The following is a 24,203-nucleotide window of genomic DNA, read 5'->3' on the forward strand; positions in this document are numbered from 1 at the left end:
GTTGCGATAGCAATCTCATGTCCACCCGCCTGTAACTCCTGGAGAGCAGCTTTCGTGGAGGCTGGCACCTTTTTTTCATGATCCAGCAATGTTCCGTCTATATCAAAAAAAATCAGTTTCTTATCCGTATTCATGTATGTGTACCTCCTAAGTTGCAATATTCTTCACCTGACAAGCATAATGTATGAAAAGCATTTCAGGTCAAGATTAAATCATTGTTTTGTATAGATTTATAGATTTATAAATGGGATAATATGGTTCGGTATTCATTTATCTAATCATAAGCAGGAGGCAGAACAGCATGAGTGAGAAACGTGTTATTACAGAAGAAGACCTGTACCGGATTCAATGGGTGAATGACCCCGTTATTTCTCCTAGGGACAGCTCGATTGCCTATGTCCTAAAAAAAGTAAGTGAGAAACATGACAGCTACTATTCTCATATTCGTTTAATGAATGCAGATGGGTCTCAGGACATTCCTTATACAACGGGAGAACAGGATACCTCACCTGCCTGGTCACCGGACGGATCCAGGCTAGCATTTCTTCGCAAGAAGAACGATGTACATCAAGTCTGGATCATTCCGGCTCACGGAGGGGAAGCCCAGTCTGTAACCGATTATAAACATGGTGTTAGTGCATTCCAATGGGCACCGGATGGCTCAGCTCTGCTCGTCAAAACTGAGATCGACGAGCAATGTCATGAGGCTAAGAACATTAAGCAGTCAGAACCATCCTCTTTGCCTGAAGAAATCATTGTAAACCGGATCAAGTATAAATCAGATGGCAGCGGCCTGTGGAATAACCGCCGACAACATTTGTTTATTACTGACCTTGCCAATCAAACAAGCACCCAGCTTACGACCGGCCCCCACGATATCGGATCCTTCGCCTGGTCTCCGGATGGACAAAATATTGCGTACACTTCGAACATCGTCTCTGAATCGCACCCGGATCCTGACCAGCGACTTACCAATGACCTGTTTGTAACAGACCGGAGTGGAACATCCTCGAAGCAGCTAACGGACGGAGGCCTATCTATTGACTCGGTATCATATACACCAGACGGGCAGTCCATCCTCATGCTGGCCGATGATCTCAATTGCGGATTCGCAACGCTAACCAAAATTCATCTTATCCCTGTCGACGGAGGAGAATGCCACAAGCTGTATGAAGACCTTGATATTCAGCTTGGACATGCCTGTGTCAGTGATATGCGTGCCGGTGCCGGTACTTCTCCGGTATTTAGTAAAGATAAGAAATCCGTTTATGTTCAGTTCAGTCAAAATGGCGGCGTTCACGTCGGGCGCTTCTTTTTGGATGGATCAAGACATGAAGTTGTGATCAGCGGAGATCGCGAAATATATCAATTCGCTCTTACTCCGGATGAGAACATCATTTTTGCTGCTGCAGATCCGTTGCAGCCTGGTGATCTATTTACATATCAAAATGCAGCCGGGACGGAAACCAGACTTACCTGGTGTAATGAAGATTTATTGTCCGAAATTAAGCTAAGTGAACCAGAAATGTTTACCTTTGATACTGCTGACGGCTGGCCGATTCAGGGCTGGATCGTGAAGCCGGTCGATTTCATTGAGGGATCCAAAGTACCCGCTATTCTAGAAATTCACGGAGGACCGCAAGCGATGTATGGCCACACTTTCATGCATGAGTTCCAGCTATTAGCCGCAGCAGGATATGCAGTGTTCTACACAAACCCTCGCGGTGGCCACGGTTATGGTCAGGTTCATGTTAATACAGTCCGCGGTGATTATGGTGGTCGCGATTACCAAGACCTTATGGAAGCTGTGGATTATGTATTGAAGACATACTCATTTATAGATGAATCACGCCTTGGTGTTACAGGAGGCAGCTACGGCGGCTTCATGACCAACTGGATCGTAGGACATACTGACCGGTTCAAGGCCGCTGTGACTCAGCGTTCCATATCCAACTGGATTTCATTTTATGGGATTAGCGATATTGGTTACTTTTTCACAGAAGATCAGATTTGGGGAAATCCTTGGGAACATCTTGAGAAGCTGTGGAAGCACTCCCCACTCGCTTATGTTAGTCAGGTTCACACTCCGCTGCTGATTCTTCACGGTGAAGAAGACTTACGGTGCCCAATTGAACAAGGAGAGCAGCTGTTTGTTGCCTTAAAAAGGCTCAATAAAGAAACACAGCTCGTTCGTTTCCCTGGCGCTGATCATAATTTATCCAGAAGCGGGCATCCGCATCTTCGCGTTCGAAGACTACATCACATTGTGCGTTGGTTTAAAGAACATATTGAAATATAAAATAATATATACAAAAGGCTTTGCCCTCCATCTGGGCAAAGCCTTTTCATTCCAAATCCATTTCTATACGTTTATCATGGACGATTGTGGTCCAATCTTGATCACTTCTACATTATGACGTTCTGCCCAGCGAATGATCTCACGAATCCCTTCACAATTGGCATCCATAAATTTAAAGCTGCTGGCAACCCTTGGACTCTTCTTGCCTTTCAATTTGAAGCTGAATGACGCACTCAAGCATCCCGATACTCGTATAGCTTCTACTTCCTCTGCTCTAATGGTCTCTCCATGGATTCGGATCGTATCAGAATCACTCTGGATCTCAACGCCCCGCTTCACCAATCGAGCATACATCTCAATCACAAGTGCAATCACCAAGACTACATTTACAATCATCTGAGCATAAAACAATACAGGATAGGATTGCTGCGTCCAGACACCTATCTGAAACATAACTATACTGAATAATAACGATAAGAAGATAACTTCTTTCATTCTGGTCGCATATTTAATTGGATAATTCATTATGATCCGCTCCATTCTGAAAATTATCATTTTAATGTAAGTGCTTACAAGACATCTTACCTTATTATACCACCCATGTACATAAATTTGACACATATAAGACATATTTTTGTCAAAATTATTTTGTTTTATAACTTGCAATATAACAATGGATTGATCTGTTAATAGTGAACTTCATAAAAAATTACACTTTTCATTCTTATCGATCCCAATATGTAGTAAGATTATCTGCACAATACAAATGTAATTATTTCGGAGGGAAAATGGTTTTGCCAAACTCAACTAAGATCAAAAAGCAGGCACATCCCAAGTGGAACTATTTCATGCTGCTGCTCGTCGTATTTGGAGGCTTCCTTATCTTTGGATTTTCGGAGAATATTAAAGGTCCGGCCATACCAAAAATGCAATCCGAATTCCAGCTTGATGAAATGCAGCTCGGGTTACTGCTGGCTGTTAACTCACTCGGGTATTTAATAGCTTGTTCGTTCACAGGCCTGCTATCTGCTCGACTCGGTATCAAATGGACCGCTATATTAGCTTTCAGTTCCATGACAATTTCCGGCGTTCTTATGTATTTATCAACGAACTATGCATTCTTATCTGCGTCCTATTTTCTGATGTACATAGGCAACGGCATGCTGGAAATTGGACTTGCGATCATGGCTGCCCGAATCTTTACCAAAAACACCGGAACCATGATGAACTTGTCCCATTTCTTCTACGGCTTAAGCTCCACAGTCGCTCCTGTCATCGCTTCTTCCATGATGGGATGGAGTGTGTTTGGGGGAGAGCTGGGGTGGCGGGGAATGTATCTCGTGATGCTGTCTCTGTCTCTCCTGCCCGTCATCCCTTCAATAATGGGGAAATTTCCAGGTGATGATCAAATCACTTCAGAGCGGATCCCCTTGAAACAATTCTTCAAGGATAAAGTCGCATGGTTAATTGTCGCTTTGTTGTCATTCGGGGTCGTGTCGGAGATGGCTGTAGGCGGATGGCTTGTGTATTACTTAGAAAAAGCTTATGGCTGGTCCCTTGATGCTGCTTCCAGCATGCTCTCCATATTCTTTCTCTTCTTCATGCTGTCACGATTATTTCTCGGTCCCGTTACTGATAAGATCGGTTATACCTTATCCATTATGCTGTTTGCCGCTTTCTCGGGGATCTGCAGCATCGCAGCCATTTTAATCGGACAAAAAGCTGCAATTCTATTCGCAGTTGCAGGCATCGGTATTGCTCCGATTTATCCGACAGTCATGGCCCTGCTTGCAAAACGCTATCCTACCAGCACTGACTCGGCAATTACATTTACAGTGACGCTTATGGGGATTGCCAGCGTGATTGGCAACCTGCTGATTGGTGTCATTATCGATGGAGTTGGTGAATTTTTTCAAGGCACCCACGGTGCATCGGAGGGATCCCTGCTTGGTCTTCAGGCAGGCTATGGTTTCATAGGCCTTCTTGCCCTCCTCTGCTCAGCAACCTCTGCCATTCTCTTTTTTTATCTTCGAAAGAGGAAAGAATTGATCTAAGCTTAGCTGCAGATTAGCCTCCAGCCTCTCTCGCAAGATAATGAAACCGCCAATTTATAGATGAAGTGCAGCTAAAAACAGCAGCCATCTATAAAGAAGCGGTTTCATGTGTTTCAAACTTCAAGTGATTTTATACAACCTGGGTACGTATGTCCCAACTCTATTTATTTTCGGCGATAAAGCTTCAGCCCTGTTGCCACTGAATCAATCAGAGTAATTAATCCAATAATGTAAATAAGCCCTTCCCTTGCCTGATTCCATACATTCGCAATTACCCCATAACTTTCGCTGCCTTCGGTTATGAGACCTGCACTCACCAGTTCACTCATAAAAGCGGGGTTCCAAATGGATGAATTGGATAACATAACAACCATAAGAATGAGTGAAGTGATATTAAAAAACAAATGAACAGCAACAATTTGGATGTTCCATTTTCTCGTCACCATCTTCAAGCAATCCCGCAAAATACCGATCGCTGTGACGATCCATATAAAAGGTATATACTTACCAAACTCTTCTGTATTAAAGACAGGAATCACAAAAGAATGACCATCATGAATTCTGATAACCCCAACAAGCTCAAGAGCAAAGGTAAACAGGACCAGAAAGATTACGGAAAATATTATCCCCAAGATGGGTTCGCTTGGCTTAATAACTGACTTCGTGTCAGGAATCGCTTGTAAATCCGATGGCTTCCATCTATTATTCCTGATACGCTTACTGCCACTTCCCAGATCCTTGTAGTCCAACCAAGCAAACACAATGGTTACCCATGCGAAACCTTGAATGCTTGCAAAGAATAACGTTGCTAAATAATCAGCGAACTGCGTTACAGCTTCATTAGGACTCATCAAAAATTCGACTATAGAAGCTACACTAATCGCAATCAAAATCGAAAAGATAACTACCTTGACAACTGCCACATAAGGATCAAACCTCTCAGGACTGATCAAGTAACGCTCTTTCCCTCTATACTTCGCTGCCAGTAGAGCAGGATCTCCGAGTTCAGTGAGCACTTCTTCAATATCCCTCTCACTAATCGGCCCACCCTCAACTCTTTCATCCAGCATATCTTCAATTAAGCTTGTCAATTCCTTGTCAATATCTGCACGTTGTTGTTCAGGAAGCTTCTGTGTTACCGCATAAACATACCTTTTAATGAGTTCCATACTTTATCCTCCTCCATGTTCGAGCAAGCCTTCCAGACTCACGATCATACTTCTCCATTCCACACAAAGCTGCTTATACACTTCCTCGCCCAAAGGGGAAAGCGAATAATATTTCCGGGGACGGGTTTCATTCGTATCCCACTGACTTTCAAGAAGCTCCTGCTTCTCCAATCTTCGAAGAAGCGGATAGAGGGTTCCTGGATCTACATTTACTCCTTTATCCTCCAGAATGGTTACAAGAGAATAGCCATACTGCGGTTCCTTCAACTGACTTAATACACCAAGAATAATCGTACCGCGTCTTAATTCCTGCATTAATCCACTTATAATTTCATTCACTTCAGCCATATAATCAACTCCTGTTTTGATTATACTGTACGACGCACACTATTGCAACATTAATAATATGCTAAATTCGTCATTATAAGCAGTTTGATCATATTTTATTTCATGGCATAATTACTCTGCTTTAACAAACAATGATTATAAAGAAGACCATCTGCCTGCTTTTCCTCTATTCAGAAGTGAAATTCCTATAGAAGCAAAATTCATGTTTGCCAAAAACGGGTACTTATCAAGTAGCTCATATTCTAGGAGGGATCTAATGAAAGCAGTCACTTTTCAAGGAGCCAAGGACATACAAGTCAAAGAAGTACAGGACCCGGTTCTGCAAAAGAAGGATGACATTATCGTACGTATTACCTCAACAGCGATATGCGGCTCGGATCTTCATATCTACCAAGGAGCTCTGCCTGCTCACAAGGATTATGTTATCGGTCACGAACCCATGGGGATTGTTGAAGAAGTTGGACCTGAAGTAACAAAGGTGAAGAAGGGAGATCGCGTGGTTCTTCCATTCAATATTTCATGTGGTCACTGCTATTACTGTAATCATGATATGGAGAGTCAATGCGATAACTCCAACCGTAACCCGGATATTCATACCGGTGGGTATTTCGGCTTTACAGAGCGTTATGGTAATTATCCGGGAGGACAAGCACAGTACCTGCATGTTCCCTACGGGAACTTCATGCCTTTTGTCATTCCGGAATCATGCGAGCTTGAAGATGAGGCTGTGCTGTTTATGTCCGATGTACTGCCAACCGCTTACTGGAGTGTTGAAAATTCCGGCATGAAGCCAGGCGATACAGTGATTGTGCTGGGATGTGGTCCTATCGGATTGATGACTCAAAAGTTCGCTTGGATGAAAGGAGCCAAACGTGTCATTGCCATTGATCATGAACCTTATCGTCTGCAGCATGCCAAGAAGATGAATAACGTTGAAATCTATAACTTTGATGACTATGACGATGTGGGCGAGTATCTGCGTGAGGTAACCCAAGGCGGCAGCGATATTGTAATAGACTGTGTTGGTATGGACGGCAAGAAATCAGCCCTGGAAGCGATTGGACAAAAGCTCAAGCTGCAAGGCGGTACACTCGGTCCGCTGGAAATCGCGATTAAAGCGGTGAAAAAATTCGGAAATATTCAAATCACGGGGGTTTACGGTTCAAAATACAACCAATTCCCGCTCGGAGAAATATTTGAAAGAAATATTTCATTGAAGATGGGACAAGCACCGGTCATTCACTACATGCCACTTTTGTTTAAGAAAATCTTAGCAGGCGAGTTTGACCCAACGGAAATTGTTACCCACAAAATCCCGCTTGAGAATGCAAGTGACGCTTACAAGATGTTCAGTGAGCATGAGGATGAGTGCATCAAGGTTGTACTGAAACCTTAGGATCTATTATTGTGAGAATGTAACCAGGAAAATCAAAGGACTAACTTCATGAAAATGAAGTTAGCCCTTTTTTTATAACTTTAAATTACATATCTCGGTCTTTCCCTATAACATCCCAGCGATGTTTAAACTTCTCCAGCCGCGGATGAAGCGAACGGGGCTCCGCTGACAGGATTAACCTTAACTTCACAATCCACTCCTCAAAGGAAGAGAACGAAGCGAACGCATTCGCCATTTCCGGCGACATCAACATAAAATACGGTCCAGGATACTTATCTGTCAGGTGTCTAAGTGCTGTATCTACAGGCGTATATTTTTTACGTTTTCCATCCCAGGATTCCACGATTACATCCGAGCGCCCGATCTCTTCAACCCATGAATTGAGCAGCTTCTCCCGTTTGTAAAACGCACTGACCGGCTCTTTAGACATCCGTTTCACGGTTTCCTCATGCAGCGGGTACAAAATAAGCTTCTTAAAAGACAGTTTATCCAGCTGCTCAAGCGCTAACGCCAAGTCAGCCTCCTGAGTATCTTGAAAAGAATCATAATAAATCAGTGATCCTTTATTTCCTTCTTTTGGCGGTTCATACCCATAGGGAACATGCTGTAAGCTGCGTTTCATACGTACCACCCTTTCTCCAGTGAGCACTGCCGCTCATGATCGGACAGTTTATATTAACTATTCCCCATTCCTGTCAGATCATTAACATATTCGATCCATATCCGGAGCCTTTCGGCAGCGGGTCGCCTGTTCATAACCATATGCAATTTTAAATAGAGTCGGTTCACTGAAGGCTCCGCCAACAAAAGTGATGCCCTGCGGTCCCTTCGTATTATAACCGCCTGGAGCAATAACCCCATCTTTAGCGTAGCCACCCGGTACAGTAATTGAAGGATAACCGAGCTGAGCCGCCAGATCATTGCAGTCCTCATCACCCAGGAACATGATTGCATCTAACCGGTATTCCCGTAAAACATAGTCAATGCCCTGTCTTCCTGCAAGTTCAAGATTCTGCTGGATACTGTCCTGATACTCCTGCTCCGCAAGTGTTCCACTCGTCGCTTCACATTTTAAAAGTAAATTCTGTCCATATTTCAGCATTTTGTCGGCATGTTTATTATTGAAGTCTATAACATCTGCCAAGGAATGAACCGGAATGGAAGGATCAAGTTTACCTAAATAATCATTAAGATATTTTTTGAACTCATAATGTAAAACTACAGACTTCCAGGAGGTGTCCTGACTTGGAAGGTCTACCGGATCTATAATGACAGCTCCCTGTTCCTTCATCACTTGTATAGCAGCTTCAATAATCTCCAGTCGATCCGGATCAAGTTCCTTGTAATAATGACGCGGGATACCGATTCTAGCCTGCTTCAAAAAATTCGCATCCAGGTAATCGGTGTAATCCTGGTTCACATGCTCCTTACTGGCAAGTGTCTTCTCATCCCGTTCATCGACTCCAGTTAACGCACTAAGTATAATTGCTGCATCCTCAACAGTTCTTGTCATCGGCCCTGGGGAATCCTGCGTATATGTAATCGGAATAATTCCCCTGCGGCTAACCAAACCAACGGTAGGTTTTATGCCGACAAGGCAGGTTTGGCTGGCTGGACTGATAATGGAACCTGAGGTTTCAGTGCCAATCGCAGCTGCGCAAAGGTTCGCTGCTACAGCAGTGCCTGACCCTGAGCTTGATCCGCCAATGAATATTTCACCGGGACCATATGGATTTAGCACAAGCCCGCCTCTGGAGCTGTATCCCGCCCACATGGTCGTGGACATAAAATTAGCCCATTCCGTCATATTCGCTTTTCCTAGAAGCACGGCTCCAGCCGCTCGCAGCTTGGCAGCAACATAGGAATCTTCAGCCGCATAAGAATCTGCCAGGGCTAGTGACCCTGCACTCGTATGCATCCGGTCACTTGTATCGATATTATCTTTCAGCACAATTGGAATGCCATGCAGCTTCCCGCGGCTCCCGTGCTCTCTTCGTTCGATATCCAGACTTTTGGCGATTTCGATCGCATCCGGATTCACTTCGAGGATGGACCTAAGCTTAGTATCATATAACTTGATACGTTCCAAATATAATTGAGTTAGCTCTTCTGAGCTAATTAAGCCTTGTTCCATAGCTTCCTGCATATCGGATATGGTTGCTTCAACAATCCACTCTTGTTTATTCTCTAACATCTATGTGCTCCCCCTGATCAATTTCATGTACTAACCATTCGAGGAATAGGGTGAATTATCCTTTTGTTGTTAAGCAAAGGGCCGCCCTCAAGAACAAATATCCCGAGGACGGCCCCTTCTATGATTTGTAACGTTTACTAACTACAACACCCAAGCTTCCTACACGGACACCGCAGTTATACTGATGAATTTAATAAATGCTTGATCCCATTCCTCACTTTTTTCCGGTTTATACAAGGCCAGAGGGAAAGACCTCTTTACAAGTTCAATCCCCTCTTCCCGGCTCTGAATCGTACCGTTAGCAATAAATTGGACAAGCATGTTACCAATAGCGCTGGCTTCAATAGGCCCAGCCCATACGGGTCGACCAAGAGCATTCGCAGTAAATTGACAGAGCAGCTCATTCTGTATTCCCCCGCCAACCATATGGAGTCCTGCATAATAATTTCCTGTTAGCTGCTCTACACGTTCCAGCACCTCCCGGTACCGAAGAGCAAGACTTTCATATATACAGCGTACGATTTCACCCTTGCTGTGCGGAACCGTCTGCCCTGTTTCCCGGCAATAATTCTGTATGGCAGCCGTCATATCTGGTGGATTCATAAATCGCAGGTCATCCGGGGCAATGAAACTTCGGAAGGGCTCAGCTTCGCGAGCCAGTTCTACCAGCTCACTGAACGAGTGTTCTCCACCTTCCCGATCCCATTGCCGTTTACACTCCTGCACAATCCAAAGGCCCATGATGTTCTTAAGCAGCTGGAATGTGCCAAAGGCGCCTCCCTCATTCGAGAATTCAAGCTCCAGCACATCCTGATTAATGAGCGGCTCGCTTAATTCCGTACCCAAGAGAGACCATGTTCCACATACCAGGTAAGCGAAGGATGTCGAATCGGCCGGCACAGCTACCACAGCAGATTCCGTATCGTGAGAAGCGACGGCGATAGCCCGAATCGCTGGAACATTCAGTTCCTTGCATACGGATTGCTGAAGTTGGCCAATAATCGTTCCAGGTTCAATCGGATCAAGAAACAAGGAAGGATCAAGACCAAGCTCTTGGATAAGCTGGATGTTCCAAGCCCTATTTTTCATGTGATAAAGCTGTGTCGTCGTGGCCATGGTAAACTCGCAAACCTGCTCACCTGTCAGAAAATAATGCAGCAGATCAGGTGTTAACAGCAGCTTGTCTGCAATATCCAGCTTTGGGGAATTCGCCTTTACCATGGCATGCAGCTGAAAGATCGTGTTAAATGGCATGAACTCAAGTCCACTCTCGTCAAACAGTCGCTGACGTCCAACCTGGGCACAAGTCTTCTCCACCATATCGATCGTTTGCGTGTCACGGTAATGATAAGGTATGCCGATAAGCTCACCATTGCGGTCGATTAGCCCAAAGTCAACTCCCCACGTATCCATTCCATAGCTTATTGGGGTAAATCCGGATTGGAAAGCCTTCTGAATCCCATTCTTCACTTCCTGGAAAAGAGCAGCGATATTCCAATGTAAATGCTCACCCATTTGTATAGGTATGTTGGGAAAACGATGAATCTCTGTGATTCGAAGCTTCCCCAGATTCCCCTCTTCCTCTCGGACAATTTCACCGATCAGCGCCCGACCACTGCTTGCACCCATATCAAAGGCAAGCACAGCAGATGTATCTTTCATACAAGCACCACCCTATAAGAGGTTGTTCAACAAGTCGAAGAAATTCGTTATTTCATTTTTTGAAGTAACTGGATACGGTAATCCTCGCTCTCAAGTGCAGCGATATCATCAACCTCTTGATCCGTTAACGGCTTAGGTGCCCCCGCCGCCCGGGCACTCAAATAGATCTTTGCACTTTCCTCCACCACCTGCGTGCGATAGTATGCTTCGCGGAGATTTCTTCCCGTCGTAACCAGGCCATGATTGCCTAGCAAGATGGAACTAGCCAGGACTACCTTCTCTGCTACAGCATCCGCAAGCAAATCTGTTGTTGGAATAATGTATGGAATATAAGCCGTTCTGCCAACGAGGGCCGCTTGATCCGGGAACATGATCGGAAGTTCCTGTTCAATCAACGTAAACGCAATACAATGAGACGGATGGGTATGCACCATCGCACCTATATCCGGGTTTACACGATATCCGTACAAGTGCATCAGCACCTCAGATGAAGGACGAAGTCCGGTATCCGTTATCTCTCCTGTAGGAATGTCGACTTCAATCCATTGCTCCGGCTCAATTTCTTCAAGCGCAAAGCCGCTCGGAGATAAGTACATCTTATCTCCGGCTCTGGCACTGATATTTCCACCTGGGCCAACAACCAATCCATCATTCACGATTTTACGTGCGTATTTACACAGCTCGTTTCGTGTATCTAAGTTTTGCATGGGTTCTCTCCTTTTCGTCTGCCTGCTTATTTATACAGCGGACCGAAGTTTTGACATGCCCGGAAATCAGCGCTCTCTGCATGTTCCGTACCGAACAGTCCCCAGGCTCTAGGACGAAACATCTTCTCAGACGGCACATTGTGCATATTGACTGGAATCCGAATAATCGAAGAAAGTGTAATGAGGTCTGCTCCGATATGTCCATAGCTGATTACGCCGTGGTTCGCTCCCCAGTTGTTCATTACTTCATAAACGCTTGTAAAAGCTCCTTGACCTGTTATATTTGGAACAAACCAAGTTGTAGGCCATGTTGGATCGGTACGATTATCAAGTGTGTCATGTACGTGCTCGGGCAGATCTACTGAATACCCTTCAGCGATCTGAAGCACGGGGCCAAGTCCTTTAACATAATTCAACCGGGACATCGTTACAGGCATACCGCCACGAGTCAAGTAATCGGTTGAGAAGCCGCCGCCTCTGAAGTACTCTACGTTAGCCGGTCTCCATTGTGTAGCTTTTAATGTCTTCTCTATTTCCTCATCTGTAATTTCCCAGAAAGGCTTCATAGCAGGCTTGCCATCACGCTCCTGCTCACCTGTGCCATCAAGTGTTGCTGAACCGGAATTAATCAGGTGAAGAATTCCACCTTCTGCTCTGCCTTCAAGCTTGTAGCCTGTAACACGTTCAACTGCAGCCGGGCTCCAGTACGTTCTCACATCGGCAAAAATTTGAGCCGTGTTTGTCAGCAAATATCCAAATAGCATATTCACGCCGTTCATACTGTCATTCTCTGTAGAAACGATGTAAGGTGAACGCTTACCATTCCAGTCGAAGGATGAGTTTAGAATCGTTTCAAGGAAGTCACCGTTAGGAGAATGGTCCGTCCATTGTCTTTGCCCCTGGAATCCGGAAACAATAGCGTGATGGCCCTGTGCCTCTTCTTCGAAGCCAAGCTCAGCGAGACGAGGGTTTCCGATCATAAGATCACGCGTGATCAATGTCATTTTGACTACCGTTTCCCACTCCAGATCCTTACGCTCACGACTGGACTGCAAGTGTTCCGGATTGTTATCCGGTCCCTCTGTGCAGTTTTCCTTAACCCATTTCAGTGCTGTGTTATATTCCTCCGGATCATAGATTCCTTCTTCCAGACGACGTGTAAACTCACTCATATCGATATATTCATTACGCATTCCAAGGTATTCCTGGAAGAACGCATCGTTGACGATCGAACCCGCGATACCCATAGATACGGAACCCATCGACAAGTATGACTTCCCGCGAATATAAGCAGCCGATAGACCGCTTCTTGCAAAGCGAAGCAGCTTCTCCTGGACATCATCCGGAATAACGGTGTCTCCCTCATCCTGAACATCCTCGCCATAAATACCGAATGCAGGAAGCCCTTTCTGAGCATGTGCCGACAATACGGCTGCCAGGTACACTGCACCAGGCCGACCTGTACCATTAAAGCCCCATACAGCCTTGGGCAGGGATGGATCTGTATCCATCGTTTCCGTACCATAACACCAGCAAGGTGTCACGGTAATCGTCAAGCCAACCTCGGAATTCTTGAATTTTTTCGCAGCAGCCGCCGCTTCAGCAACACCACCAATACAAGTATCCGCAATGACACACTCTACCGGTTCTCCATTCGGATAACGGAGGCTGTCAGAAAGCAGCTTCGCAACCGCCTTTGCCAAATTCATGGTTTGCTCTTCGAGCGACTCGCGCACCCCTTTTCTTCTGCCATCAATCGTTGGACGAATGCCGATCTTCGGGAATCCATCTCTCCATCTGTAATCGCTTTCAATCATGATTTGTTACCTCCTTGGATTTCTATCATTAAATCTATTCTAAAGAGGGTTTTAACAGGAGATAACCCACTATATTGTTGTATCTTAATGACAAGACAGCAATAATAATGAAGTTCATTGTATAATAAAGCTATTATCAGATTTTGGAGGGACATCAGGTGCCTAAAATCGAAATACCATACAGCAAAAGTGATCAATTCCGTTTTAAACGCAATCCGGGGCTTCTGTTTGCAGGTCAGGTTGTAGATGAGTCTTTTTTCTATGGGCCGCCGCAAATTCATGATTACTGCGAGATTATTTATATCGTCGAAGGAAGCGGAGAATTTATGATCGGAGGCAAAGCCTATGAACTCTCTCAAGGTGATGTCGCTGTATATAATCCGGGTATGCCTCATGAAGAGCATTTCAGATCAACAGGGCCTTTCAAGGTCATTTATTGTGGAGTAGATAATCTTCATATTGATGGTGTCCCACAGGGCATGCTGCTTCCTCCCTATGTAGATCCCGTTATTTCATGCGGGAAGTATGCTTATAAAGTAGAGAGCTATCTATCTGAAATACTTCAAGAATGCGATTCACAGGTTCTTGGCTATGAGACGCTGAGCACGAATCTGCTTATGTCCCTCATTACGGTAATCTACCGGATTGTAGATGTGAAGCATCAGTTTCAGGAGTTTAAAGGAAAGAATGAAATCGCACTTCGTACCAAGCAATTCATCGATAAAAACTATACACAGAGCATCAGCCTGAAAGACATCGCAGATACACTGTATGTCAGCCAGCATTACCTGTCTCATCTATTCAAAAAAGAGATTGGTGATTCTCCCTTCAATTATCTGATCTCCCGCAGGATTGAGGAAGCCAAACGGCTTCTTGCCGAGTCCAATCTCCCTGTTCACGAAGTAGCTTCACAGGTCGGGTATGGGAACGAGAAATATTTCTCCATGCTCTTCAAGAAAGTAACAAGTCAGACTCCAACATCGTTCAGAGATCAAGTACGTAATATTCCATCCAAAAGTTAGCTAACAAATTATTGCACCAAGAAGAGGCCAGAAAAAAGTTTAGATAACTTTTCTTTTGGCCCCTTCGTTCGCCCTCCCTATAGATAAAAAATCCGGACAACCCGTTAACAGGCTCTCCGGATAACATCTTGATGTTATATAGTCTAAAAATAGGGGGCGTGCTTTATGGATATAACACCGATTTTCTCGAGTTTCGTCTGACATCCCAAACGGTATCCTTCATCGATCTCTTCGGGATCGAGCCGCATCTCCTCGGCTTCATTTGGAACGGACAAGTACTCCATACCTTCACTTACAAGACAACGACAGCGGGCGCAGGTCCCTCTTTTGCAAAAGGAATTCCAATCCACTTCATTCTGATTGGCAAGGTCCACGATCGTCATCCCGATCACCGGAGCGACATGTCGCTGAACGGTTCTTCCCTTTAACTCTACAATCTTCTCTTCTGAACTTACTTGTATATCTGTAACAGATGCTGAGGAACCTTCCGGAGCAGATTTGTTCTTCTCCCGGCCTTTCCAGAATTTGAACACGCAGTCTTTCCCTCCTTATTAAGATAAGTTTCGCTTATGTAATTAGAGGATCCGGCACGAGATGCGTATGAATCAGTCTCTTAATTTCATAAATATCGGATAAGCTTCCAATCTCTCTGCCTGTATACTTCTCATAAATAGATTTCACGAAATTCGCGCCAAATTCATGTAACAATATGCCAGCAAATAATCGATCCACAAACTCATTATACTGCATATTCATACCATTAATAAATTCCTGTACGGCTTGTGCATCACTATGAAACAATTCAAATATAATCGGCGGAAATTCGTATTCTCCCGGCGCTATGGTACTATCGGCAAAATCAATGATAAACATCTTTCCTATCGAATCAATCAGTACATTGTCACCTGTTAAATCTCCATGAACATATACGCAGTTTTGTATCTCATACAGGTTCAGAAAATCGGCCATTTGTCTTCTAACATTAAGGGATACGATATTCCATCGATCATTATGAATTACCCTCTCTCTAATGACCTCACAGCTTGTTTCTTCACCATGCACTATATTCAGCTTCGCTAAATTTAACGTAAGTTGTTCTACAAAATAGCACTTTTGCTCCAATGTATATTCACTTATGACATTCCCTGCACTACGCCCCTCAATATAATCCATAATGATATATTTGAATTCATACTTATCTTCGAAGGTTCCGGCTGCTGCAATACACGGAGTATGAATTCCTTGAAGGATAGCTCTCGACATGGATTTCCGTTCAGCTAAATAATCCCGATCTGTATCTAGACCCGACTCCGATGGGGCAAAAATTTTGATTACATAATTCCCTGCTTTAAAAACGGCGTTAGTCCCTGGCGTTAAATGTGAAATATGTTCCGCCCCGACCAGCTGTTCACGTGTGAAGATCTCCTGAATAAGCGGACGAAAGTCCTCGATGGACTGATAGACAGCCCCCCAAGAGCTCCAATTGTATATTTCTTTACGAAATAAGTATGCCAAATGACCAAGCCTCCCGTTTCGCCTCTTTTAGCGCATTATACAACAAAAAGCCCGCGACATTCATCGCGGACTCTTGATTCATATATTAGTTTACCGATCCTACCATCTGAACATAATTCTCTTGACTGATAACCCGGCGAGCAGTAACGTAGCTGTTCTTGTAGTAAGGTTCCGACAGCTTGCTGATTCTAACACCCTTACTAGTTGATGCATGCGCAAACTCACCGTTGCCGATATAAATTCCGGCATGAGAGACTCCTCTTCCACTCGTATTGAAGAATACCAAATCTCCCAATCGAAGATCATCCTGATCTACATGAACTCCGGCTTTCGCTTGAGAAGCAGATGTACGAGGCAAATTCAGATCATGTTTGTTAAAAATGTACAGAATAAATCCAGAGCAATCAAAGCCGCTTTCTGTCGTTCCACCCCATTTATAAGGAGTTCCGACCAATTGCGTCACTTGACTCTGAAGCTTCGGCGTATCCGCGAATGCCGTGAAAGAGCCGGAAGAAAAAATAAGTGCAGACCCTAGTAAAGATAATATGACTTTCTTCAAACCACTTTCTCCCTTCGGTGCCTACGGAGTTAGCTAAGGGTTCGGCTGAAGGTCTATCCTATATTCCCTCTACTTCGAGAATAATTCACCCGGATTGGTTCCCCCGTTTTCAAAAACGAAATTCGGCATATTGATTAATATTTTGTAACCCTATCATAATGTAATATAGATTGGTTAGATATGTCAATGAAATGAATGACAATAATGTAATTTATGCCATTTATTTTGACGATTTATTTAACAGATTCAGATGTATCCCTTCTTCGATTAAGGTACAAAAAAAGCAGCCGGATGGATCCGGCTGCTTTACCCGTTCTATATGACTATGATTAAGCTGCCATCGTACGGCAAGCTTCTGCACATTTGAAGCACGCTTCAGCACATTGTTGACAATGATCATGGTCATGTTTTTTACATTCATTTCCGCATTTCTCACACATTTCTGCGCAAGCCTCACAAATTTGTTTTACATAGGAGCTATTGATTGACATCGCATGGGCTGCAAATGCACACAGATCCGCGCATTCCCGGTCTAAACGGATGCATTCTTTCATCATTTTCAAATCTTCTTCTTCCAGGCAAGCAGAGTAGCAATGGTTACAAGCCTGCATACAGCGCAAGCATTCGTCGATACATTGTTGCATTTGTTCATGTGACATAGATAAATCTCCCTTCACATTGATCGTTTTTTCCAAACATGTAGACGAGGCTATATATAAATAACCACATTTTGTGTGGAAAATGTGTGGAAAGTAAATCCTTCATAAAAAAACACCCTCTCTTAAAAGGTGAACCAGCGTAAATTGGTACCTGCTAAGGAAGGGTGTTCATTTTTTCATATAACTATTTATTTTTGTAAAATTCAACAGCCTTATCGTAATAGGGCTTTTCTTCTTCCGGCAGATCATCGATATAAAATATGGCTGTTACAGGACAGGCTGCTTCACACGCGCCACAAGAAATACAAATATCCGGATCGATATAGAATTGATCTTCCCCTTCTTCAATGCAATCGACAGGGCATACGTCGACACACTCACCCGCCTTTTCATTTATACAGGCAGATCCTATAACATACATGGGATTATCCCCCTCTCCACTATAATGTTCTATTCCGGTTTCGGTCTAAGATATACAAACATAAATTATGATATGGATATACTTATTCATATTTATATTAAATGATGATTCCTTAGATAACTTTAATCTTTTAATAATACAAGTCGGTCGTCCTCGTCTGAAGGTCTTCCACGCCCGTCTGTATTGTTTGTAATAAGATAAACCTTACCTTTGTTAATCTTCACATCCCTCAGCCGTCCTTCCCCTTCCAAAATTACTTCTATTCTCTTATTTCGGATATTATAGCGGTAAAGAGACTCTCCCCGAAGGCCGGCAACCAGCACATGATCGCTTCCTTCAAATGCAATGCCTGAAGGCGCAATCGCCTCGTCGCCGGTATGGTATTCGGGAGTTTTCATGTTTTCTTTCATTTCGTCACCAAATATATCCGGCCATCCGTAATTGTTTCCGGCAGAAATCAGATTTATCTCATCATGACCGCCCGGAGTTCCAGAGGGACCATGCTCCGAGTTGTACATTTCCCCTTCATCGTTCCACGCCAATCCCTGTGAATTTCGATGGCCCAACGAATAAATAAAAGAATCCGGAAAAGGATTATCCTCTGGTACTTCGCCCTTCAGAGTCATCCGCAGGATCTTGCCGCCTAAGCTTCTCTCATCCTGTGACATCTCTCCATCTCCGGCATCACCGGTTGTAATATAGAGGTGCTGGTCCGGTCCGATGGCCAATCGCCCCCCGTTATGAACATTTGATCCCGGGATTTCTTCAAGTAACGATTTCACCTCTACCCATTGATCCTCTTCTTTCTTAATAACAATAACACGGTTCATCGTTTCTCCATCTTGATCGTATGTATGGTAGGCATAAGCCTGACCTGTGTTCGGAAAATCTTCAGCCAGCACAAGACCAAGGAATCCGCCCTCACCAACCGCTTTAACTTCTTTCGACGTACGCACCGGGAGACGAGATAAACGTCCATCTTCAACAGTGACAATATTCCCTTTACGTTCACTAATATATATCTTGTCTTCGTCAAAATCGATTGACCATGGGGTGTCCAGTCGTTCAGCAATCACGGTAAACAGTTCACTTTCAGTCTCTACTGCTGCTGGTAACTCTGGGGACGCAGCAGTATCCTGCTGCTGTTGCTGGGAATCTGAACATCCAGATATGGATACAGCAATTAAAAGCGCTGCGACAGCAGCTTTGATTTTTAGCATCTGATACCTCCATATCATGATTCAAATTTAAACGATTATCGTCTTATATTTCTATTAACCAGAATTCACACTCAATTTCATCCCTTCTGGAAGTCGCAGGATATACTCTCCCGGCTCCGTGCTCTCCCACCCCGCTTCTATTGTTCCTAATGGAGTAGGAATACTACCAATACACGTAGTGACCCCATTCATCGGTTGCGGACGAACTGATACGGATTGGTAACCAGGCTCAAGCGGCTGAATACCCAGCACGCGGGATGTAATCCAGTGTACGGGCATACCGGCCCAACTATGACATAGGCTGATCCGATAGGAGTCATATGCCGTATAGGTCGTCAATGCGTCATGGAAGTCGGATTCATGTTGAAGCGTCACACTTTCCCAGCAGGTCGTAGCCCCTTCCTCCAGCATTTTGCCCCACACTTTGGAGACTGCCTCCCACGCCTTCTCTTGAAGACCGAATTCAGAACAGCAATCTGCAAGCCAGTATGCCGACAAGGGGGTGATTGGATCCTGTACATCATAAGAACGTAGAAATCCTTCAGCCTCTTGATTATCGACATAACCAGCCATAATACCGAGCAATTTTGTGATTAATTGTTTACCGGACAGGAACCTGCTCCCTTCCAACTCAGGATAACCCCAGTCTGGAAGTGCAGCCATTTCGGGAATGTAACGCTTAAGCTTTTGTACATTTTCTCCTGTCATGCGAAGCAGTGCCTGCATATTTAACTCACCTTCTTCAGGCTCCATCGGCACCCACTCGATCAGTGTAGGCGTAACGTTCCTCAATTCATGAGTAACAGGATCTATATTACCTTTAATTAATTTGCAATGTCTTACCATTTCCTCCTTCAACGATACGACGAAATTCTTATCTCCTGTATGTAAAAAGTATTCCCACACATTATTGATCCACCATAACGTATAAGCTGGTATCGCATTCATCCAATAGCCTTCCGGCGTCCCTCTCCCGAGTTCAACGATTGAGCGACGAAGGACCGACAGGTCTTCCCATAATACATAATCTGCTTTGGCCGCCAGATAAAAATCATACGCCCAATTGAGCCGATCCCTCTTAATCCCGTCCCATAACCCGATTTGATGGCATATTTGATTGGTATGAACGGAAATATCAAAAATTTGTTTCAAGAGCACTGAATCCGTGTGAAGGGTCCCTGCTTGAATAAGAGGTACGCCAACCTTTTCCACCCTCATTTCCAGTTCGAAAGGATGGTCTTTATCTGAAAGGATGTACATGCGCAAATACCGCAATCCCTGTGGAAGACTGGTTATCTGCTCACCTTCCTTCAGCTGAAGGACCTCTGTCATAAGTCCCTCATAGTTATCCAATTCAGGAAGGGACTCGGCACCGTTCCAAACTATTGTGAGCGGCACATCAGACCGGTTGATTATATGAAACCGCATATTATATTCTTTGCCGAGGTCCAGCACATAGGACGGTATCTCCGAAAGTTCAGCCTGACGGAGGATTCCATTCATTTCCCGCCATTCTGTCTGCTTACGCACATGGTAAAAAAGATGCAACTCATTTCGGACCGGATCCTGAACAGGTATCCTTCCCTTACCCTTGCCGTTAATGGTTAACATATTACTATTTATGAATATCTCGGCATAATCTGATGACAGCAGATTCAAGTTATTTAACGGCGATGCTTCAATATCCCCGAAACCTCCGGCCACAAACCATTCAGGCCCGCCTTCCAAATCTCCATATGGCTCTTCACCAAGCAGGCAAACACTAACAGCTCTCTCCTTCCCCGCCATCCATGTATCATCTGTCGGAATCCATAAGTTCTCCGCATTAAGATACGCTATACACCCGACTAATCGATCATGCAAATGAATGCTAATCGGTGCCACCGGCATGGCTGTTTGACACCGAATGTGTAAAACAAGCGTGTGTTCACCCGCTTGCAGGTTTCCTGGGAACTTCTCCATAACGCGAAACGCACACACATTAGCTGCACTTTCTTCTAACACATCTACAAGGACTCCGTCTAATTCCACTTCGACTGCCCCCGTAAGAGCGATGTGAAATTCAGTATTTTGTACAGGCGCTTCAAGAAAAAAGGTCTTACGCAGCTCAATTTCTTTATCTTCCTCACGTCTACTGCTCCATATCCACTGCGGGAGCTTTACATCCAGGTTCTTCATTAAACAGCCGCCCTTTCATATAGACAATGATTAAAATAAGGCACCACATCCCGTAAGAAGCCCCGGAATCATGATGCCCCGTTCCATTTCCAAATTACATTTTTAACGCGCCCTGCGTCATGCCTTGAATGTAATACTTCATCCCAAAAGAGAAAATCAAAATTAGCGGCACGGACGAGATCGCATAAGCCGAGAACTGTGTACCCATATCCGTAATGCCGAACTGCTTCGTAAAAATAGTAAGCCCTACGGCAATAACCTGAAGATTGCTGTCCTGGATCGTAAGCAAAGGCCAAATATAATCATTGTAGACACCAACGGTCTGCATAATGAAAAGTGTCGCCAGGATCGGAAGGGAAAGAGGAATAACAATTTGAAAAAAAACACGGATTTCTGATGCGCCATCAATCCGAGCAGCTTCAAACAGTTCACTCGGTAATCCTGACATAAAGCTTCTGCACAGGAACGTTCCGAAGATTTGACCTCCTGCTGCTCCTGCTATAATGATAACCCAAGGTGTATTAGTGAGCCCTAAGCTATCGTATAGAACATACGACGGAATCAAGGTTAAGACACCTGGAATCATCATCATGGCAAGCATCATCATAAAGAGCAGTTCTTTACCGGGGAATGTCTTCTTGGCAAAAATATATCCCGAGATGGCCGAGAGGAGAATTACACACGAACTGGCGCCAATTGCATATAACACAGAGTTCAACATATAACGCCAGATGCTGCTAAGCGCTTCGCTATAATTGCCCCATTTCGCTGGTGATGGCAGTGCCCAGAAGTTCCCGAGAATCTGTGCGTTGCTCTTTAATGAGCTGACGATCATGAACAGGATCGGTACAAGCATTAGAATAACAAGCAAGCTCAAGAAGGCAATAATCATAAGCTGAGGAAAGCTCCAATATTTTTTGAATCGCCATTCGGGCTTCTTTACTCTGCTTAGATTTTCAACCTTCAAGGGTTTCGCTTCAGGACTGGTGTACATAGGATATCCCTCCTTAATCATCCGTTTTGATAAGTTTCATGTTAATGATTGTAATGACCAGGATAACCAAGAACATACTGACACCAAGCGCAGAAGCATAACCAAGATCATTAAATTTGGTAGCAGCATAATACATTTGCAGTGCGGGAACGTAAGTTGAATCCATGGGTCCACCGCCTGTAACAATCATAATTCCGTTAAAATCCTGTATGATGCCGATCAAAGTCATTATAATCAAGAACTTGAACTGTCCACTTAGAAGCGGTAAGTGTATAGACCGTATGATCCGACCCAGGCTAGCTCCATCGATTTTAGCTGATTCTATCAGTTCGTTAGGTATTGATAAAAGACCTGAATAGAACACAAGCAGCTGTAAAATCCCGATAAACGGGAAACCAATGAATATGAGGGCCCATAAAGCCGTATTCGGGTCTCCTAACCAGCCGTGACTCCACGATCCAAGTCCGATGATTTCCAAAAAGTTATTGATTAATCCCACATTAGGGTCGTATAAGTTTTGCCAAATCAACAGTAAGGCTACGCCAGGTATAACCATCGATATGGTAAACACGGTACGAAAACCATATTGCAGCCTCTTGCTTCGAAGATGATAGATCAATTCAGCTGCGATTAGCGCGGGTATAAGTGCCTTCACAAGGCCGGTAATAATCAGAATAATTAAATTCCAGATTCCCTTGATCACGTAAGGATCATGGACCATACGTTCAAAGTTGGCTAAACCAATGAATGTTGTCCTTCCACCCGGCTGCCAGTCATATAAGGAATGAAACAATCCGGAAAATGCCGGATAATAAAGAAATAGAAATACAAGAATGAATGTAGGCGCCAAGGCAAGATATATGTACTTGCTGTTCCAAATCTGACGAAAGATGTCCAGCCGGTTTCGCTTCTTCATGTATCGCAATGTGAGCAATAAAGCTGCTAGAATGACAAGGCCCGCGGCAACCCAGAAGATCATACTCCATTTTGCCTGGATCTTCGCTTTTTCAATCACACTGCCTACATCATATTTGAAAATACGGCCATCGTTTGTTCCTGCAAAAAGCGACTTGCCTTGTTTATCAAACTCAACGCCACGGCCTTCACCGGTAATTTTTGATTCCCAAAGCCGTGTGCCATTCTGATCGAAGATATAGTAATTACCTGACAAATCAGAAATACCAACCATATCTCCACTTTCCGAAAATGCAACGTCCGTTACAATATCACGCACTTTAATCGACTCTTGTACCTTGCCGTTCTGGTCGAATAACTCTACATTATTGGATGCGGTGCCGATCGCAACCAGGCCATCGTCCGTCACAGCCATCGATTGAATTTGATTATTGGCGCTGAATTTATGCAGCAGATTACCTTCTTGGTCCATGAGGTAAGCAAATTGATCACTGGTAGCTGCAGCAATCCATAGACCATTAGCGGAAACATTGACCTCCCGTATAGTTGTCCCAATAGGTATACTGCCGGATTGCTCGCCGTTTGCTCCATTAATGAGTACAATGTCATTACTGCGCTGGATGCCAACCGCGATGATCGATCCATCCAGTGAGGCTGACATGCTCTTGATCTGCCGCTTCAAATTTGCATCCCAAAGCTGCTTACCATTAGCATCATAAGCATACAGATGCCTGTCATCCGATGAAACCAGCAGTGTGCCGTCAGCAAGCAGTTCGACACCTGTCACAACGTTACCCGCGGCAACCTCGAAAATAATATTCCCTTCGGTATCATAGAGATATGCTTTAGCGCTATGAGCTCCAATCGCCAACCTGCTTCCATCTTCTGAGACAGAAAGGGAGGTTATGTTTCCCGCATCTTCAATTGACCAATTGTCTTCAGCCATAACTGCTCCCGGGATAAGACCTAGAAGCATGATCAGCATAGCGAATATCCCTGGGATTTTTCTCATGGTAATCCTCCTTTTATCTTTCACCAGGGCAGCCTTTAGCCGCTGCATAATAATCCGAATCT

General features: G+C 44.3%; 22 protein-coding genes and 1 riboswitch. Of the genes, 4 read left to right on the forward strand and 18 right to left on the reverse strand.

What is annotated here, in order from left to right:
• Positions 1–134, reverse strand: a 134-nt coding sequence (locus tag BN1234_RS21815; protein WP_156337164.1) for an HAD family hydrolase, incomplete at its 3' end; no start/stop codon positions are given.
• A gap of 167 nt (positions 135–301) precedes the next feature.
• Between BN1234_RS21815 and BN1234_RS07020 the strand changes: the two genes are divergently transcribed.
• Positions 302–2,299, forward strand: a complete 1,998-nt coding sequence (locus BN1234_RS07020) for an alpha/beta hydrolase family protein (protein ID WP_054955956.1) — start codon at positions 302–304, stop codon at positions 2,297–2,299.
• Between the two features lie 63 nt (positions 2,300–2,362).
• Here BN1234_RS07020 and BN1234_RS07025 read toward each other — a convergent pair whose 3' ends face one another.
• Positions 2,363–2,824, reverse strand: coding sequence for a hypothetical protein (locus tag BN1234_RS07025; RefSeq protein ID WP_054955957.1), 462 nt, complete (start codon positions 2,822–2,824; stop codon positions 2,363–2,365).
• Between the two features lie 323 nt (positions 2,825–3,147).
• On the opposite strand from BN1234_RS07025, the gene BN1234_RS07030 reads away from it, so the two are divergent.
• Entirely contained in the window at positions 3,148–4,353 is a 1,206-nt protein-coding gene (locus BN1234_RS07030) for an MFS transporter (protein ID WP_245640117.1), read from the forward strand.
• Between the two features lie 164 nt (positions 4,354–4,517).
• Here BN1234_RS07030 and BN1234_RS07035 read toward each other — a convergent pair whose 3' ends face one another.
• Entirely contained in the window at positions 4,518–5,522 is a 1,005-nt protein-coding gene (locus BN1234_RS07035; RefSeq protein WP_054955959.1) for an HAAS signaling domain-containing protein, read from the reverse strand.
• 3 nt (positions 5,523–5,525) lie between these two features.
• Positions 5,526–5,870 carry a PadR family transcriptional regulator gene (locus BN1234_RS07040; protein ID WP_054955960.1) on the reverse strand — a complete coding sequence of 115 codons (345 nt, stop codon included), beginning with the start codon at positions 5,868–5,870 and terminating at the stop codon, positions 5,526–5,528.
• Between the two features lie 256 nt (positions 5,871–6,126).
• Here BN1234_RS07040 and BN1234_RS07045 point away from each other — a divergent pair, with 256 nt between their 5' ends.
• Entirely contained in the window at positions 6,127–7,266 is a 1,140-nt protein-coding gene (locus BN1234_RS07045; protein WP_054955961.1) for a zinc-dependent alcohol dehydrogenase, read from the forward strand.
• An 85-nt stretch (positions 7,267–7,351) separates the two neighbouring features.
• Here BN1234_RS07045 and BN1234_RS07050 read toward each other — a convergent pair whose 3' ends face one another.
• The 5 genes from BN1234_RS07050 to BN1234_RS07070 all read right to left on the reverse strand — a co-directional run bounded on the left by BN1234_RS07050 (position 7,352) and on the right by BN1234_RS07070 (position 13,646).
• Positions 7,352–7,888, reverse strand: coding sequence for a hypothetical protein (locus tag BN1234_RS07050; protein ID WP_054955962.1), 537 nt, complete (start codon positions 7,886–7,888; stop codon positions 7,352–7,354).
• An 81-nt stretch (positions 7,889–7,969) separates the two neighbouring features.
• Positions 7,970–9,460, reverse strand: a complete 1,491-nt coding sequence (locus BN1234_RS07055) for an amidase family protein (protein WP_054955963.1) — start codon at positions 9,458–9,460, stop codon at positions 7,970–7,972.
• A gap of 159 nt (positions 9,461–9,619) precedes the next feature.
• A complete protein-coding gene (locus tag BN1234_RS07060; RefSeq protein WP_054955964.1) occupies positions 9,620–11,122 on the reverse strand; it encodes a rhamnulokinase in 1,503 nt (500 codons plus the stop codon).
• Positions 11,123–11,169: 47 nt separating this feature from the next.
• Positions 11,170–11,829 (reverse strand): class II aldolase/adducin family protein, encoded by a 660-nt coding sequence (locus tag BN1234_RS07065; RefSeq protein WP_054955965.1) that lies wholly within the window; start codon positions 11,827–11,829, stop codon positions 11,170–11,172.
• 26 nt (positions 11,830–11,855) lie between these two features.
• Entirely contained in the window at positions 11,856–13,646 is a 1,791-nt protein-coding gene (locus BN1234_RS07070) for an L-fucose isomerase (RefSeq protein ID WP_170308000.1), read from the reverse strand.
• Between the two features lie 158 nt (positions 13,647–13,804).
• Between BN1234_RS07070 and BN1234_RS07075 the strand changes: the two genes are divergently transcribed.
• Positions 13,805–14,668 (forward strand): AraC family transcriptional regulator, encoded by an 864-nt coding sequence (locus BN1234_RS07075; RefSeq protein ID WP_054955967.1) that lies wholly within the window; start codon positions 13,805–13,807, stop codon positions 14,666–14,668.
• Positions 14,669–14,811: 143 nt separating this feature from the next.
• Here the strand turns inward: BN1234_RS07075 and BN1234_RS07080 are convergent, their stop codons facing one another.
• The 9 genes from BN1234_RS07080 to BN1234_RS07120 form a co-directional block, all read right to left on the reverse strand.
• The gene (locus tag BN1234_RS07080) at positions 14,812–15,201 is read right to left on the reverse strand and encodes a 2Fe-2S iron-sulfur cluster-binding protein (RefSeq protein WP_054955968.1); all 390 of its coding nucleotides are present in this window, start codon (positions 15,199–15,201) and stop codon (positions 14,812–14,814) included.
• Between the two features lie 34 nt (positions 15,202–15,235).
• Positions 15,236–16,183 (reverse strand): phosphotransferase, encoded by a 948-nt coding sequence (locus tag BN1234_RS07085; protein WP_054955969.1) that lies wholly within the window; start codon positions 16,181–16,183, stop codon positions 15,236–15,238.
• Positions 16,184–16,268: 85 nt separating this feature from the next.
• Positions 16,269–16,742: a C40 family peptidase gene (locus BN1234_RS07090; protein ID WP_054955970.1), complete on the reverse strand. Its 474-nt coding sequence runs from the start codon at positions 16,740–16,742 to the stop codon at positions 16,269–16,271.
• 3 nt (positions 16,743–16,745) lie between these two features.
• Positions 16,746–16,880, reverse strand: a riboswitch (cyclic di-AMP (ydaO/yuaA leader).
• Between the two features lie 191 nt (positions 16,881–17,071).
• A complete protein-coding gene (locus BN1234_RS21820; protein ID WP_082423130.1) occupies positions 17,072–17,401 on the reverse strand; it encodes a four-helix bundle copper-binding protein in 330 nt (109 codons plus the stop codon).
• A 184-nt stretch (positions 17,402–17,585) separates the two neighbouring features.
• Complete coding sequence (locus BN1234_RS07100; RefSeq protein WP_054955972.1) at positions 17,586–17,822, reverse strand: ferredoxin family protein; 237 nt, start codon at positions 17,820–17,822, stop codon at positions 17,586–17,588.
• 122 nt (positions 17,823–17,944) lie between these two features.
• Entirely contained in the window at positions 17,945–19,042 is a 1,098-nt protein-coding gene (locus BN1234_RS07105; protein ID WP_054955973.1) for a PQQ-dependent sugar dehydrogenase, read from the reverse strand.
• A 54-nt stretch (positions 19,043–19,096) separates the two neighbouring features.
• Positions 19,097–21,220, reverse strand: coding sequence for an alpha-L-rhamnosidase C-terminal domain-containing protein (locus BN1234_RS07110; protein WP_054955974.1), 2,124 nt, complete (start codon positions 21,218–21,220; stop codon positions 19,097–19,099).
• A gap of 94 nt (positions 21,221–21,314) precedes the next feature.
• Positions 21,315–22,214, reverse strand: a complete 900-nt coding sequence (locus BN1234_RS07115) for a carbohydrate ABC transporter permease (protein WP_245640115.1) — start codon at positions 22,212–22,214, stop codon at positions 21,315–21,317.
• Between the two features lie 13 nt (positions 22,215–22,227).
• The gene (locus BN1234_RS07120) at positions 22,228–24,141 is read right to left on the reverse strand and encodes a DUF5711 family protein (RefSeq protein ID WP_054955975.1); all 1,914 of its coding nucleotides are present in this window, start codon (positions 24,139–24,141) and stop codon (positions 22,228–22,230) included.
• Between the last annotated feature and the right edge of the window lie 62 nt (positions 24,142–24,203).

The organism is Paenibacillus dakarensis (assembly GCF_001373415.1).
Taxonomy (GTDB): domain Bacteria; phylum Bacillota; class Bacilli; order Paenibacillales; family Paenibacillaceae; genus Paenibacillus_AQ; species Paenibacillus_AQ dakarensis.